Below are 17,213 nucleotides of genomic sequence, written 5' to 3' on the forward strand. Positions count from 1 at the left end.
CTTATGAAAAGAATTTGTTGCTATTTATTGCTGGCTGTGTTGTTCAGTAATGCGGCTGTTGCGCAATCTCTTCCTGAAAGGATTATAAAGACAAACGTAAACCAGGTTGCCGGAAAGAAGTCTACGGTTTTTAATGAGTGTATCGGTGCAGGGAGGGCTAACGAAGGCCTTCGGGCCGACTGGCAACAGCAGCTGGCAATGGTTAAAAAAGATATTGGGTTCAGATATATTCGCTTTCATGGCCTGCTTCATGATGATATGGCTGTTTATACTTTGGATAAACAGGGGAAACTTATTTATAACTGGCAATATGTCGATAAGCTGTTTGATTACTTGCTGAGTATCAATATGAAGCCTTTCGTAGAGTTCAGTTTTATGCCTGCTGCCCTGGCTTCGGGACCAAAAACGATATTCTGGTGGAAGGGAAATGTAACTAAACCAAAATCTTATAATGAATGGGATGAACTTATCCGCAGGCTCGTTACTCACTGGCAGGACAGGTACGGCAAAGATGAAGTGAAAACCTGGTACTTTGAGGTTTGGAACGAGCCGGATCTAAGAGGTTTCTTTGATGCAACCCAGGCAGATTATTTTGAATTGTATGCTCATACAGTGAAAGCGGTAAAAAGTGTATCGGCTGATTACAGGGTAGGAGGCCCCGCTACTTCTGCTACAAAATGGATCGGCGATTTCCTGGCGCATTGTGAGAGCAATAATTTACCTGTCGATTTTGTAAGTACCCATGATTATGGAACTACTTCTGTTCTGGATGAGCTTGGAACTAAGAAACAGAAATTGAAAAATAATCAGGATACCATTGCGATAAATGTTAAAAAAGTGCGCGAGCAGATCAATGCCTCGAAGTTTAAAGATGCAGAATTGCATTTTACTGAATGGAACACTTCTCCATCTTCCCGCGATCCTATTCATGACACTTATCAAAATGCCACTTACATTTTGAATACGCTAAAAAAGGCTCAAGCGAACAGTAATTCCATGTCGTACTGGACCTTTACCGATATCTTCGAAGAGGCTGGTCCGGGACCAACTCCCTTTCATGGAGGTTTCGGGTTGCTGAACCTTCAGGATATCCGGAAGCCTTCTTATTATGCGTATAAATTTATGAATGAGTTGGGAGAGAATGAGCTAAAGAATTCGGATGCGTCTTCATATATATGTAAATCAAATAACAGCAATGTACAGGCTTTAATATGGAATTATACTTTCGCAAGCACTGAAAAAGAATATAACCAGGGATATTTTATTAAAGATCAGCCCTCTCGTGCAAAAGAAATGGTGTATTTTGAAATTGAAAACCTGGATAAAGGCCAGTACCGGGCAGAAGTTTACCAGGTAGGGTATAAAATAAACGATCCTTTTACAAAGTACATTGAGATGGGCAGCCCTTCAGATGTCTCTTTGGCTCAAATGGCAGAGCTTAAGAAAGCTTCTGCAGGAGTACCTGTAAGTAGTAGTACAGTCTCTGTTAAGAATGGTACTTTCAAAAAGTCTTTCGAGCTGAGGGAAAATGATATTTATTTTATTAAGCTGGTAAAGTTGTAAAACCAGCTTTGTTCTTAAAATCCAATTTCTCAGGCACAGGCGGCACGCATGCGCCAACATGGTAGAGCGTTGAATACCTTACTTCCCCGGCTTCGGCAATACCTTATTTTTTACCGCCCATTCATTCCACAAAACCTCAAGCTCCTTAACCTTTTCAGGATACTTTGCGGCCAGATTGACCGTTTCGGTACTGCCTGCCTTGTAAAGTTCCCAGGGATCTTCTGGTTTAAGTTTTACTAGTTTCCAATCGGAGCTCCTAACAGATCTGCTGTAAGCATGCTCGTTAAATAAGGTGCGGTCTTGCTTCTGTTGGGAGCTGGTTATAGCAGATAATAAACTAACTCCGCTAGTCGGCGTAATCTTTCTGCCTTGATACGTTGTCGGATACTTTGTCTGCGCCAGTTCAACGAAGGTAGCCATGAAATCCATTACATGTCCTAAATGCGAGCTAACTTTATTTCCCGACTTATCCTTTATGCCTTTTGGCCAGTAAGCAATCATGGGAGTTCGTACTCCTCCCTCATACGATTCCCTTTTCCAGTAACGAAACGGTGTGTTTGAAACATTCGCCCATTCTTTCCCTATGCCCGCGAATACTGTTTGCGGACCAGGCAAAACTTCTTTATTTTTAGGATAAACAATCGGCTTTCCATCCCGGGTTTCTCCGGGACGGTCAAAACCGGGAATCAGGGTATGCGCTTCTTCCGGACTGGCGCCGTTATCACTTAAAAACACAATGAGGGTGTTTTCCAGGCGACCGGTCTCTTTTAGAACTTGTATGATTCTTCCAATCCCTTGATCCATCCTGTCAATCATGGCAGCATGCACAGCCATCACCCTGGCATCCCATTCTTTATGAGGGTTGTTGTTCCAATCAATGTCATACGAAGCAGCGGATAGAGGATGAGTATCAGCATTTATAAGCCCTAGTTTAAGCATCTTTTCATAGCGGGACTTCCTGATCGCATCCCAGCCCACTTTATAGGTATTTTTATATTTCTCAATATCTTCAGGCAAAGCCTGAACCGGCCAATGCGGAGCATTGTGTGCTACATACAGGAAAAAAGGCGCCTTGCTGGCACTGAACTGCTTCACGTAAGAGGCAGCAGTGTCATTGATGGCATCGGTATGATAATAATTCACAGGAAGCCTCTTCACCGGCTTCGTACCATTCACTAAACTGAAAGGATCATAAAAATCAATCACTCCCCATAAAGTTCCATAGAACCTTTCAAATCCCCGGTTAGTAGGGTATTGCGATAGGGGTGAAAACGCCGGATGCTCGCTCTGATGGTTTAGCCACTTAAGTTGCTCTTGTGGCCCGTCCTGTTCAATGGTATTAGAAACATGCCATTTGCCAACCATGCCGGTATGGTAGCCAGCTTGCTTTAAAACCTCGGCAAGTGTCACTGTATTTTCTGTGAGATAGCCCCGGTAGGCGGGAAGCTTCTGATCCCTGGTCATACTTCCGATTCCCGCTTGCTGGTTGTATAAACCAGTGAGGAGGGAAGCCCTGGTAGGGCAACATCTTGAGGTATTATAGAATTGCGAAAATCGTATTCCTTCTTTTGCCAGGTAATCCAGATTGGGAGTATTAATCTCTCCTCCGTAACAACCCAGATCGGAATAGCCCATATCATCGGCCATGATGACAATAATGTTGGGCCGGGAATCGCTTTTTTTCGTGCCGGTCTGACTAGAGCCTGGATTTATACAGCTTAGCAGGAGCAGAAACGATGCAGCCGAAGAGCGCCCGGAATGTTTTCTATGTGAAGTAAGTTTTCTACACGAGGTTTTGATCATCATTTCTGTTTTTTAGAACTGAAAGGCTCCTATATCAGGAGATCCTGATTCAACGGGGTAATTATCGATATCTACTGTATAACCCAGCTTTGCACCTTTACCTCTGGCCGGGCTCTTTTTGGTCAGTCGGAAATTCCGGTTTTCAGGATCTGCAAAAAGAGGGTTTGCAATGATATCGCCTTTACCTGCAGAAATGCCTATCGGATCCGGATTTCCAGGTGAGTAGTATAAATTATGATCATGAGGGTGTTCGCCGATCGGTGTGCGTACGTGACCAATAGGCTTTTTATAAGGACCAAAGACCTTCATGTCTTTTGGGATCACAAATATGTTGTTCCTGACAACATAGCTACTGCCTTCCGGGTAAAATGTCCAGAAGACATGGCGATCTACATTCGGTTCGCGGGTTCTGATCACCGTATTATTGATCACCCGGACATTTTTCATAGAGCCGCCTCCAATAAACTGGTTTTTATCATCACTGAGGTTGTAGGCGACTGTAATATTCTCGACGTTTCTGGCTGCTATCTCAAGAAAACCGTGGTTATTGATCGAAATGTTATGATGGATATTGACATTGTTGGCCTGGAAGTCATCGTCGACACCGTCTAATTCAATAACGCCGCCATCCGAGCCATAGGGCCCTCCATAAGCTCCATAATTTTCAATTTTGTTCCAGGATATTTCGTTGTCTCCTTTTACGATCATTATGGCAATAGGCCCCCAGGAATAAGCCATCATGATATTAGCGTCGCGAAAGTAATTGCGGGTGATCAGATTGTGATTGCCTTTCACCTTAACTCCTACGGGAGTATGGAAAAATTCGCAGTTCTTAAGCGTATTATGATGAGTTCCCAGGGCGAAGTATACTGCACCCAGTTTTTGTACATTTTTTGTTTTTTTATCTGAGCCGGGCGGGTTGGTGTTGTCATGGAAATAAAGACCGTCGATAACAATATAGCTTCCCAGGATTCTGAAGATATTTCCGTTTAACACGCTCCAATCGGGGTTGGTGAACGAAGGAGCAGGACCAGCGCCATATTTTTCAAACAAAGGACTCAGTTCTTTGCGGTCAGTATTAAGAATTATATCCGCGCCTACGCTGTAAGATGAAAAAACGATCGGTGCTTTTTCGGTACCCGAACTGCTGAAAACAAACCCACCCTTATAAGAAGAGCCTTTAGCAAAAAGAATACTATCACCTGGCAGAAACTTATGCTCTTCCAGGTTTTGTAAGCTTTTCCAAGCCTGGTCTTTATTTGTTCCGTTGTTAGAATCAGAACCCGTCCGGCTGTTGATATAATAGTTAGCAGCTTTCAGTTGTGCAGACGCTGTCAGACATAGTAATAAAATGCTCCACGAAATAAACTTCATATTCAATTTTTGAAATATAAAGTTATTCCAACTCCTCGCATTACAGCCAGAGTTTTCGTGCAAATTAGCCTGAGTAATGAATCAAACCGAATAAAACACTTGAAACGCTAAATACTTATGATACTTTTTCAGCATTCTGAGCATACTCTTTCGGAGTATAACCATACTGTTCTTTGAAGCATCTTCTGAAATAGTCGATATCCATAAAACCAACCATGTAAGCGATTTCACTTACATTCAATTTGTTTTGCTCCAATAACTGTGCAGCTCTTTTTAACCGGATGGTCCTGATAAACTCCACTGCCGATTGGTTAGTCAGCGCTTTGATCTTTCGATACAAGGTTACCCGGCTCATGCCTACTTCTCTTCCCAGATCTTCCACACTCAGATTAGATTCGGCGATATTCTTTTCAATATAACTCATCGCCTTACTCAGGAATTTCTCATCGGGAGAGGTAATTGCCACATTAACAGGCTGCAGGTTGATCTCTTTGCGATACCTTTCACGGAGAAGCTGCCGGGATTCCAGGAGATTCCATACACGCGCTTCGAGGATATTAAGGTTAAATGGCTTGGTTATATAATCATCGGCACCTGTTTCCAGTCCTTCAATCTTAAATATCAGCGGAGTACGGGCAGTAAGCAGTATTACAGGGATGTGGCTGGTGCGTGCATCACTCTTTAACTTGGTGCATAAGGTTGTCCCCGTCATTTCAGGCATCATCACGTCACTAATGATAATATCCGGAATAAACTGAAGGGCTTTTTCAAGGCCATGTACCCCGTTGGTTGCGGTTTGTATCTCGAAATCGTCTTCAAAGTGCGAGCCTACAAAGTTTAGAACTTCTTCGTTATCTTCCACAATGAGCATAATTAGCTTCTCTTTATCATTGCTGCTGGTAACATGTTGCTTTCGTTCAATCAGTTTAACACTTGCACTGAGGGGTATTTCTGTTTCAGAATAGGCGCTTATATTTTCGCTGTCCTTATAATTTTGTATAATCTCGGTCTCTGCAAGGTGTTTTTTGCCAAGAGGAAGTTTAATGGAAAAGCAGGTTAATCCTTTCCCACCGGCAACCGCAGGCGTGCTCTCAACCCGGATCTCTCCATGATGTAATTCGACCAGGCCCTTCGAGAAGGATAGACCTATACCCGTGCCGTTAGGATTTACGCCGCTTTGATCAAAATGATTAAAGGGATCAAATATTTTTTTGATGTTCTCGGGAGCTATACCCACACCGTCGTCTTCCACCTCAATAATGACAGAGCCTGCTCCGTCTTCTCCTTTTTCAGTTCTGATACGAACGTTTACTGTGCCGTTCTCCTGGGTGAACTTGAGCGCATTGGAAAGCAGGTTATAGATAACCTTTTCCATCTTATCGCGATCAAACCAAAGACGGATGCGGTCTTTTTCAGTGCTCAGCGATATTTTAACCTTTCTATTTTTAGCATAAGAATCAAAGGCCAGGAGTACTTCCTTGATAAAGCGAACAATATTGCCTTCGGCTGCCTCCAGTGCCATACTTCCCGTCTCAAATTTCCTGAAGTCGAGCAATTGATTAATTAAGCGTATCAAACGTTCTCCATTACGCTGCATCAGCATCAACTGGTTCTGTATCTTATTATTGCCATCATCCATTCCTATCAGCTTTTCGATAGGAGCGAGGATGAGTGTGAGCGGAGTTTTAATCTCGTGCGAAATATTAGTAAAGAAACTCAGCTTTCGTTGTGCCAGTTCCTGATCTTTTTCATGACTCATGTGCTCAAAAACGAGGTCGTTTTTCAGTTTAGCCGTTTTAAGAGAGTAATAATAGAACAGGTAAAGCAAGCCGGCGATGATCAAGGTATACATCAGGTAGGCATACCAGGTTTTCCACCAGGGCGGAAGAACATGGATCGTAATTTCTCTTACTTCATCATTCCATACACCATCGTTATTGGAAGCCTTTACCTGAAATACATATTTTCCTGCATCAAGATTAGTATAAGTGGCTGTACGCTGATTTCCCACATAGTGCCAGTCGTCGTCGGCAAAACCATTCAGTTTATAAGCGTATTCGTTTTTATCCGAATTCTCATAGTTCAGTGCTGCAAATCTGAAGGTGATGAAGGCCTGATCGTGTGTTAAGGTGATACTTTCAGTTTCTGTTATCGGTTTTTGGAGAGGCGAATCCCCTGAATTATTTTTACCAACAGTTACCGGATTGTTTTTTATAAGAAAATCAGTGATTACAACGTTTGGCTTAAAGCGATTTTTGATGATCTTGTCAGGATAAAAGGCAGTGATGCCGTTGATCCCGCCGAAGAACAGCTCGCCATTGCTGCCCGCTTCGGCAGAACCGGTTGAAAACTGGTTGCTTTGTAAACCATCCTCTACCGTGTAATTTAGAATTTCAAGGTTCTCTTTCCGGAAAGGAAGACTCGCCCCTTTAAATAAGATCTTGCTGAGGCCCTTATTACTGCTTAACCACAGGCTGCCAGATTTATCTTGTCTTATCGCATGAATCACGTTGTTGGCAAGGCCCTGGTTCTCTGTAATCGAGTAAAAACGATTGGAAGCTCTATCATACAAATTCAAACCACCACCTTCAGTACCGATCCACATCCGATTCTGATTGTCAAAAAATAAGGAGATAACGGAGTTGTGACTGAGACTATAAGGGTCGTTCACATTATTCAGGTACTGGGTGAATTTTTTGGTTTTCTTGTTGAAATAGTTAAGGCCTCTTTCTGTGCCGATCCAAATATTATTTTGCTTATCCTTTTTTAAGGTGATAATACTGTTGTTACTGATCGTTTCTTTGTTTTTAGGATTGTGCACATAGGTAGCTTTTTGCTTGCCTTGCTCGTCTATAAAGTTAAGCCCACGGCCATCCGTACCAATCCATACGCCGCCCTCATCTGCCGCCAGGGCATAGATCTGGTTATTGCCCGGTTTCTCATCGTTCTCCGGGATATTAAAGTTCTTGAATGTTCCTGTTTTCGTATTAAGATGACTTAAGCCGTCGTAGGTTCCTATCCAGATGTTACCATTTTTATCTTTTGCCAGCGACTTTACGATATTCTGCTGTCGGCTATTGATTACGTAACTTTTGTAAATGGAGGATTTTCTGTCGATATAATTTAATCCCCCGCCTTCTGTTCCTATCCATAAGACACCATTATCTGCTACCAGTATGGAGCTTACAACCCTGTGGCTGAGGCCTGCCTGTCTGCCCACCTGTTCGCCAATATGGTAGAAATTTTTACCGCTCGAATGAAATATATTGATACCTCCCGCAAAGGTGCCGATCCATATATTCCCCGCTTTATCCTTCATTATATTCCGAACAGAGTTGTGGCTTAACGTCTTCGGATCATAAGGGTTATACTGGTAATTTGAAAAAACTTCTGTTTCAGGATTAAAAATACTCAGGCCTTCACGTGTCCCAACCCATATTTCGCTGTTCGAAACTACAAATAGCTCCCGAACAATGCTGATAGGCAGGCTGTTATTGTTTCCCTGAATGTGTTTGTAGGTCCGGAAAGAAAGCGAATGAGGATCAAATTTGAACAATCCAGAGGTTTCCGTTCCGAACCAGAAGTTTCCTTTCGTGTCTTGCCGTATTACCCTGACGGTACTTCTCCGAAGTTCGTTATTTTGAGCCAGGGCTTGCGGAAGATCGGCGAACTTCTTCTCGACCGGATTGAAGCGTTTCAGATCTTTACCGATACTGACCCACAAGACCTGATCCTTGTCTTCATAAATGGTTTGTATTTTGTTGCTTCCAGCTACATTAGATGCGGCAGGGAGTTTGTAGGAACTAACCTTTTTTGTTCTATAATCGAAGCGTTTCAAGCCCTCTGTGGTTCCTATCCATAGGTTATTACGGCTATCCTGGAATAAGCAGGTTATAAAATCAGTGGCTTCTGACATTCTATTAGCCCTGGTATTGATTCTGGTAAATGTCTCTTTTTCCCGGTTGAATATGTTCAAGCCATCCGAGGTACCTATCCATAGGTTACCATATTTATCTTCGAGAAGCGCATTGATCTGACTATTACTTAAAGTGGAGGGATTTGCGTTCTCATGCTTATAAATATTGAACTTATAACCGTCATATTTATTCAAACCATCTTCAGTGCCGGCCCAGATAAAGCCATGCCTGTCTTGTATGATACAAAAAACAGCATTCTGTGATAAGCCCTCATCAATAGTGAGCCGTGCGAAACTTATTTGATTTTGTGCATTTACAGCGTTAAAGCCCAAAATCATCAGCATCATCAAAAATGAATGAATCAGGTAGCCTGTCCGGTTTATTCGTTTAGTGGTCAAAATGGTAATTCCTCCTGGAATTTTGGTTAGTCTATACAAAACTAATAAATACAGGAGAGATCTGGAAACGAATAGTTTTGTGTTTCTACAAATTATGCCCCTTTTATGATTTCGTTTAATAATTCCTCATTATGAATGCGGATGGTTTTTCCAGATAATTCGATGATGTTTTGATTTGTTAGTTAGCAAAGGCTGTTGCGTTGATGTCGAGCTATGAAGAGGAGTTCCTGCCGGTAGTTTCCCCTGCGGAAGAGAATGTGGTTATTGGTCTCCTTACGTACAAGGAAGTACTTAACGCCTATAAGTTACAGTTAAAGGAAGATCTCGAAGCTTCGACAAACCTATCCTTAAAACGGCAAAGGATGAAGATTGTGCTGCGCGGCAGGCAATTGATGGAACCGAAGAAGGTTAAGATTTAAATTTTCGTATTGACATAGCTGTCTTGTGAGTAGGCTTAATGCGGCTGGTGATTACCGATTATCCAACATTTCTCTGTGACCTCTGTGGTTGAAAAACTTCCCAACCAACCCACGATTTACATAAAGATAATCTGAACTTTACTTTCATCACATTTCTCACCCATACTTTCGGTTCCAACTTAAATACCTCTCTTGAAACACATGAGAGAATCAAACCAAAACATATGAAGAAACTTTTACTCTTTTTTATTGGCTCCATTTTCGCGAATGCTCATGCTCAAACTCAATTTCAGCCGGGAGATCTTGTCCCTGTTGCTTACAGAATGAGCGCCCTGGGTACAGAAGATGAAATTGCACTTTTAACTCTGGTAGACATTCTGCCGGGTACAACCATCACTATTACAGACGCCAAATACACCGCTAATACAATCGCCCAGTGCGATGGAGGCTTGGTGTGGACTGCGCCGGCGACAGGTTTAGGTGCAGGCAATGTTATACGGATTGAAAATGATATACCGAAGGTTTCAGTTGGAACAATTGCCGGCAAGAAGTTTGGATTGAGTTCAGGCGGAGATCAGGTTATTGTCTATGCAGGAACTGCGCAAACCCCAACTTATATAACTGCAATGAGTGCAAACAACTGGGAGCTAACTAATACGGAATGTACCGGCGGTAAATCTATGCGCCCGGCAACATTAGAGGATGGAAAATCCTCCATACAGTTAAGCTCTGCACCGGGTAATGCAGCTGGAGTCAGTGCAAATGCGTTTTATAACGGAGCTCAGCAGGGAAGCCCTGCCGAACTAAGAGCTTTGATCTTAAATCCGGCAAACTGGGTGACAAGCAATAAAGACACCGCGCCGCAAACATGGCCTGCATTTGCTTTTCCGGGAAGTTCAATACCAGGAAATACCAGTACTATCGCATTCAAAGATAAGTTCCTTTCGGTCGACGAAGGGGCCGGTTCGGTTACAGTAACACTGTTACTGGAGAATCCGGATGCCGGAACAGCAAGCCTGGTGATAAAAGATGCACCCTTTAGCACTACCGATGCGTCTGACTTCAATATCAGCAACAAGTCACTTAACTTCAGCGCTGGAAGTTTAACAACACAAACCGTCACAATTTCAATAGATGACGACAATGTTCAGGAGATGGATGAGTACTTTGTACTTAGTCTTGAAGATCTTATCGGTGTAAGTTTAAAAGGAAGCCAATATCTGACCGTTTATATCCGCGATAACGATCGCAAGGCACCTGTGGCCACTCAGGAAATCCAGTTAAACTATGTAAACAGCTTTAAGCCTAACAGCACCACAGGAAGTACTACCGAAATAGTGGTTTACGATCCGCAAACACAACGTCTGTTCATGACCAGTGCCGTGCAGGATCGTTTAGACATTGCAGATTTCTCTGACCCTGCTGCCATTAAACTTATCAAGGATATTGACATGAGCAGCTATGGAGGCGTTACTAGTGTTGCTGTGAAAAATGGGATTGTAGCTGTAGCTAGTCCCGCATCTCCTGAGCATAATAATGGATCGGTGGTCTTTTTTAACACTGACGGCGATTTTCAAAATCAAGTTACAGTAGGTGCACTGCCTGATATGATCACGTTTTCGCCCGACGGGAACAAAATTATGACTGCGAACGAAGGACAGCCAAACACAGATTATTCTATCGACCCTGAAGGTTCTGTCAGTATCATCGATATTTCCGGCGGCTTGTCTTCCGTGGATCAATCCAAGGTTACTACTCTTGATTTTACTACTTTTAATTCGCAGGAAGCTGCTTTGATCGCATCGGGAATAAGAAAAACTAAAGCTAGCAGTACCCTTTCCCAGGATTTCGAACCAGAGTATATTACTATTTCGGAAGACTCTAAAAAAGCATGGGTTACACTCCAGGAAAACAACGCGGTAGCTGAAGTCAACCTTGAAACCAATGCAATAAGCAGTATCTGGCCATTGGGTAAAAAAGATTTTAATGTAAATGGCAGCGGCTTAGATGCATCTGATAACAGTGGCTTTGTGCATATATCTAACTACCCTGTTAAAGGATATTTTATGCCGGATGCTATTGCAAGCTTCACTGCAAATGGTAAAACCTACCTCGTATCAGCCAATGAAGGCGATGAAAAAGAATATGAAGGTTTTGAAGAGCGTACAACGGTAAGCGCCGTAAACCTGGATCCAGCCACTTTTCCTAACGCAGAAGTATTAAAAGAAGCCCATAATATTGGTCGCTTGCGTATAACCAGTTTGAATGGAGATACAGACAATGATGGCGATTATGATGAACTGATCATGGTTGGACCGCGCTCATTTTCCATTTGGGATGCCGATACCAAGACAATTGTTTATGATAGTAAAGACGATTTTGAGCTGATCACTTCGCAACACCCTCTCTTTGCAGGCTTGTTTAATTCAGACAGTGAAAGTAATGGACTAAAGAACAGAAGTCGCTCAAAAGGACCAGAGCCTGAAGGACTAACTGTGGCAACTATTCAAGGCAATACTTATGCCTTTGTTGGATTGGAGCGTATCGGAGGTGTGATGGTATATAATATTACTGATCCGGCTAACGTCAAATTCGTAGATTATAAAAATAACCGTAGTACTACATCTTATGCTGGAGATCATGGTCCGGAAGGAATCATCTATATCTCCGCAGATAAAAGTCCTGACAACAAGCCTTATCTGCTGGTAGCTAATGAGATAAGTGGCAGTGTAAGTGTATTTGGAATGGGTGGCTCTGTACTGCCGGTCGACATGTTAAGCTTTGATGCAGATTTAGAAAAGAGCGGAGTTGTTACTTTGAAATGGTCGACAGCATCGGAGCAAAATAACGATTACTTCAGCATTGAGAAGAGCAGCGATGGTAAAAACTTCGTTTTGCTGGCAAAAGTTCTGGCAAAAGGCGATGGAAAAAGCTCTCAGGAATACCAGGTTACCGATCATAATCCGTCAACAGGAATAAACTACTATAGATTGACCCAGACCGATAAAGACGGTACACGAACTGAGCCGCGTACTAAATGGATAAATGTAGCATCGCTTGCGGACCAGCAGGCTCTTGTGGTGTATCCGAATCCTTTAAGGGGAACTACTCTGAACCTGGAATTGAAAAAGTCTTCGCAAGTTACGAGTGCGGTAAGCCTTTATGATTTAAGCGGAAAATTAATATATAGCAATGTTTTGGATACGAATAACGGACGTGCAGAATTGAAATTACAACAGAAACTCAGCCAGGGAACATATATCCTTTCGGTTGCAGGAGCTGGCTCACAAAAGATAGTTGTGCAGGATTAAAGCATTTTAGTCGCATAAAAGCACCCTCCTGTTTAGGAAGGGTGCTTTTTGCGTAAAATCATTTTTACATTTTTAATATATACAATAGTCTTTTTAATCATGAAAGTTATTACTGAAAAGGAATTCGCGAAAGCTGTTCATCTGGATAAGCTCCAACTGGCCGGCCTCACTTCATTTTTGATGGAAATAACCAAGATCAATGAGGTAAACGAGGTATTAAACGCTACGAGACATCTGGACGGACTCGACTTTATTGACAAGCTTTTGGAAATCCTCCAGGTAAAAATTGAAGTGAACGAGCAGGAGCTGAAAAAGAACATACCACTTTCGGGGGCATTTATCGCAATAGCTAATCATCCTTATGGAGGCATTGAGGGATTAATCCTTTTGAAAGTCTTGTGTATGATACGGCCAGAGACGAAGCTGATAGCCAATTTCCTGTTAAAACGAATTCCCAATATTAGTAAACATCTGATTGCTGTAAATCCCTTTGATAAGATAGATCATCCCTCCAGTATCAGCGGTATAAAGTCGGCTTTGAGGTTGTTAAATCAAGATGTTCCCATTGCGATATTTCCTGCAGGGGAGGTTTCTGCTTTTCAGCACGGAGTACAGCAGATCACAGATAAACAATGGCATCCGGTTGCTGGAAAACTGATCAACAAAGCCGGAGTCCCTGTGCTGCCCGTTTATTTTCATGGAAATAATGGCTTGTTGTTTAATTTATTAGGCCTCATTCATCCGGCTTTGCGTACAGCCAAACTTCCTTCTGAGCTTTTTAACAAGCAGGGTCATACCATAAGGCTCAGGATTGGCAAACCGGTGCAGACATCAGAACAGGAACAGCATACAAACGCCCGCGATCTGTTAAATTATCTTAGAGCCCGGACCTATGTGTTGGGCATAGGACTGGAAGGTCAGAAGCGCCTTTTTAGTAATAAGTACTTGTTTAAGATCCGTAAGAAACCAGAAGATATTGTGCCACCCCAGGATGTCAGCTTACTCAGGACCGAGATAGAGGGCTTACGCTCGTTCAGAAAGGTCATGCAGGAGAAAAATTACGAGATCTTTATTTCACCTGCATCAGAAATACCTGTTGTTTTACAGGAAATAGGTCGTCTGAGAGAAATTACCTTCCGGGAAGTTGGAGAGGGAACCAACAAGTCGATAGATCTGGATAAGTACGATATTTATTATAACCACCTGTTTATCTGGGACTCGGAGGCTGAGTTGCTGGTAGGTGCTTACCGTATTGGCAAAGGCAATGAAATAACATATAGCCTGGGTAAAAAAGGATTTTATGTGGCAGAACTTTTTAAGGTAAAAAAGGAACTCTTGCCTTTATTAAGCCAGAGCCTCGAACTGGGGCGGTCCTGGGTGCGCAAGGAGTACCAGCAAAAAGCGCTTCCAATGTTCCTTTTATGGAAAGGAATCATGAAGTATCTGCTTGCCAATCCCCGTTATAGCTATCTTATTGGCCCCGTCAGCATAAGCAACAAGTTCTCTAGCTTCTCAAAGTCACTGATGGTGAACTATATCTTAAAGCATCATTTTGATGCAGAGTTGTCAAAATTAGTTAAGCCCAGAAAAAAGTTCAGAGCAGATTTTTCGAAGATAGACGGGGAGGTACTGCTGGAAACAAAAAAGACGCTGAAGGATGTGGATAGCCTGATCACAGAACTTGAACTTTCAAACATGAAAGTTCCTGTGTTGCTTCGGCATTACATAGCCTTAAATGCTAAAATTATCTGTTTCAATATAGATCCTAAATTCTCAGATAGCCTGGATGGTTTCCTGGTTTTAGATCTGAAGAACGTGCCCGCCGAAATGATGGAGAAGCTGAAGTGACGATAACTATTGAATTTCACTGTTGTCCGGTAAGGTTTTAAGTAGCATTTAAAAACCCTTATTCTGGCCTCCAATGAGGCCTTTTTTGTTCATACTAGATTCCAAGCCCCCGAAATCTTAAAAATTACAATCGTATTTAAAATTCGGCTGTCCGGTAAACATTTAACCAAATCACACCTTTTTTCTGCGTTTGACCGCTTATGGTTGCCATACAGCACTTTCAAAGGTTTTTATCGCAGAATATCGCAGCCATTTTGATTCCGGCTGTCCGGTAAACATTTTACGAAAATCTTTTACCGGACAACAGTGATTGAATTTTGTCGTTTGGTAGCTATTATGGTAGTCTGAAACTCAATTCCATGGCACACGCGGGTACGCGTGCGCTAGCAAACTCGGATAGCAGGCCCTGCTGGCGCACGCGTGCCGCGTGTGATTACCTTCAAACTATAAGAAGTCAAATAAATGAATTAACCTGTTCCAGAGAATTGTCAGAAAAACCTTCCCCTATTGTTCTGCTGACAGATAAACATTATTTTTGATAGGTTTAGTTAAGGATCTATTAATTTTAGGTGAGCAGGGTTTTGAATATGTCCCATACCACTATTGGTTCGTTTGAAGAATTGTTCCGGGACAAATACCGAAAGCTTTGCTATTTCGCTGTGCAGCTTATCAAGGACGAAGACTCAGCTAAAGATATCGTTCAGGAAGTATTTGTTACTTACTGGAATACCAAAGACACCTTGCCTGAAGATATGTCGGCGAATGGCTTTCTATATGCTTCAGTGCGAAATGCCTGCTTAAACTGGTTAAGAAGACAGAAACTGGAACATACCTACCTCAACAAGCAAAGTCTCGACCCTTCCGAAGATGCAGTAGCTCTTAATTCCATTATTCGCTCAGAAGTGCTTGGTGAAATTCATAAACACATCAGCGCTCTGCCACCTAATTGCCAGATCGTTTTCAGAATGGGATATCTTGAAGGATTAAAAAATCCTCAGATTGCTGAAAAGCTGGGAATCTCAGTAAATACGGTAAAAACTCAGAAAAAAAGAGGACTTCAGTTGCTTAAAATGCGCATGAACCCAGACAGCTTCGCTATTTTTCTGTTCTTTTTTCTAAAATAACTCTCTTTTTGAACTTTTTTAAAAAAAAAGTTCCTTTCGTTTCACCCACTTTCATTTTTCAAGTTTTATATATACAAATTGACCCGGATACTGGATGCTAATCTGGAGTACAATTGAATCAGAGTTTAGAGATCTTCATGGAAAAGCAGGAAAACGTTGTTTATACAACCGGACAAATTTTAAAATATCTCAGGGATGAGCTGACGGAATCGGAGGAGCAATCCTTCGTGCAATGGCTCAATGAAGATCCTTCAAACAGGGAATTGGTGGAATCTTTCAGAGATACGGCCAAAGTTCAAAAAGAAATTGATTTTATTGATTCTCTCGATGTTGATGCAGAATGGAAAGGGCTTTCAGATCGCCTGTTTGATAGTAAAGAAATGTTTTATCAATCCCGCAGATTTTGGTATTACAGCAGCGCTGCTGTTCTGCTCTTATCATTAGGAATAAGCTTGTGGTCGCAAAAAAATAAGTACACTACTAATAATCCCACCACAGCACGTAAAAACAAAACAGTCGACATTCAAGCCGGAGGCCAGAAAGCAATTCTTCAGCTTGCAGACGGATCGCAGGTTGAGTTAGGGAACAACGAAGTTCACTTAAAGGAAAAAGACGGTACCATTATAGATGGTGAAAAAGGTGTATTGTCTTATGAAGACAAAGCCGGTCACAAGATAGCCGGCAATATTTTTAACACGCTTATCATTCCCCGTGGAGGTCAATACAAAATGATCCTTCCCGACGGATCAAAGGTATGGTTGAATTCCGGATCAGTACTTAAATACCCTGTAAGTTTTTCTGGCGCTGAAAGACGGATCGAACTACAAGGCGAAGCTTATTTTGAAGTTGCAGAAATACTGAACAAGAAGGACAACAAAAAAGCTCCGTTCATCATAAACTTTAATAACACAGAGGTTGAAGTTCTCGGAACCCGCTTCAATATTAATTCCTACTCCCCAGTAAGTAAGACCACATTACTTGACGGATCAGTGCGGATCAGCAAAGGTAAAGAAAGCGAATTGCTGAAACCTGGCTACCAGGCCATCGCTTCCGGTTCAGCAATTAGTGTCGCCGAAGCCGATACTTACAAAGCCATTGCCTGGAAAGAAGGCATCTTCTACTTCAACGAAGACAACTTAAGGGAAATTATGGAAAAGGTTGAGCGTTGGTACGACGTTAAGGCGGAATGGAAAGGCGATCCCGGCAACCGCAAATTCAGCGGAACTATCCGCATGCAGGCCAGCCTTCAACAAGTTTTAGAGATGCTCCACCTGGTAAGCGGAGCCAGTTTTGAGCTTAATGACAGAATTGTCGAAATAGATTTTAAGTAACATAAAATAAGTATGATGAGTATACAGAAAAGAAAGGAAGGGTGTAATATGAGTTAACTTTACTTTGGTCTGACCCCGAAACAGACCTGATGATTTTTCGAGGATGGCGGGATGGAATATGCTGT

General features: G+C 42.3%; 9 protein-coding genes. 6 read left to right on the top strand and 3 right to left on the bottom strand.

Features of this window, described 5'->3' with window-relative positions:
* Nucleotides 1–3 precede the first annotated feature (3 nt).
* Entirely contained in the window at nucleotides 4–1,563 is a 1,560-nt protein-coding gene (locus J3P37_RS21725) for a GH39 family glycosyl hydrolase (protein ID WP_256013941.1), read from the top strand.
* Nucleotides 1,564–1,641: 78 nt separating this feature from the next.
* Here the strand turns inward: J3P37_RS21725 and J3P37_RS21730 are convergent, their stop codons facing one another.
* From J3P37_RS21730 to J3P37_RS21740, 3 genes are all read right to left on the bottom strand, one after another.
* The gene (locus J3P37_RS21730; RefSeq protein ID WP_256013943.1) at nucleotides 1,642–3,369 is read right to left on the bottom strand and encodes an arylsulfatase; all 1,728 of its coding nucleotides are present in this window, start codon (nucleotides 3,367–3,369) and stop codon (nucleotides 1,642–1,644) included.
* A 9-nt stretch (nucleotides 3,370–3,378) separates the two neighbouring features.
* Nucleotides 3,379–4,740, bottom strand: coding sequence for a polysaccharide lyase domain-containing protein (locus J3P37_RS21735; protein ID WP_256013946.1), 1,362 nt, complete (start codon nucleotides 4,738–4,740; stop codon nucleotides 3,379–3,381).
* A gap of 115 nt (nucleotides 4,741–4,855) precedes the next feature.
* On the bottom strand, nucleotides 4,856–9,094 hold the full coding sequence (locus J3P37_RS21740; protein ID WP_256013948.1) for a hybrid sensor histidine kinase/response regulator transcription factor: 4,239 nt from the start codon (nucleotides 9,092–9,094) through the stop codon (nucleotides 4,856–4,858).
* 164 nt (nucleotides 9,095–9,258) lie between these two features.
* Between J3P37_RS21740 and J3P37_RS21745 the strand changes: the two genes are divergently transcribed.
* The 5 genes from J3P37_RS21745 (at nucleotide 9,259) to J3P37_RS21765 (ending at nucleotide 17,088) form a co-directional block, all read left to right on the top strand.
* Entirely contained in the window at nucleotides 9,259–9,474 is a 216-nt protein-coding gene (locus tag J3P37_RS21745; protein ID WP_256013951.1) for a CBS domain-containing protein, read from the top strand.
* A 224-nt stretch (nucleotides 9,475–9,698) separates the two neighbouring features.
* A complete protein-coding gene (locus J3P37_RS21750) occupies nucleotides 9,699–12,785 on the top strand; it encodes a choice-of-anchor I family protein (RefSeq protein ID WP_256013954.1) in 3,087 nt (1,028 codons plus the stop codon).
* Between the two features lie 99 nt (nucleotides 12,786–12,884).
* The gene (locus J3P37_RS21755) at nucleotides 12,885–14,633 is read left to right on the top strand and encodes a bifunctional lysophospholipid acyltransferase family protein/GNAT family N-acetyltransferase (RefSeq protein ID WP_256013956.1); all 1,749 of its coding nucleotides are present in this window, start codon (nucleotides 12,885–12,887) and stop codon (nucleotides 14,631–14,633) included.
* A 587-nt stretch (nucleotides 14,634–15,220) separates the two neighbouring features.
* Nucleotides 15,221–15,757 carry an RNA polymerase sigma-70 factor gene (locus tag J3P37_RS21760; protein WP_256013959.1) on the top strand — a complete coding sequence of 179 codons (537 nt, stop codon included), beginning with the start codon at nucleotides 15,221–15,223 and terminating at the stop codon, nucleotides 15,755–15,757.
* Nucleotides 15,758–15,894: 137 nt separating this feature from the next.
* A complete protein-coding gene (locus J3P37_RS21765) occupies nucleotides 15,895–17,088 on the top strand; it encodes a FecR family protein (RefSeq protein ID WP_256013961.1) in 1,194 nt (397 codons plus the stop codon).
* Nucleotides 17,089–17,213 lie beyond the last annotated feature (125 nt).

The sequence above is a fragment of the Desertivirga xinjiangensis genome (genome assembly GCF_024436435.1).
Classification (GTDB): domain Bacteria; phylum Bacteroidota; class Bacteroidia; order Sphingobacteriales; family Sphingobacteriaceae; genus Desertivirga; species Desertivirga xinjiangensis.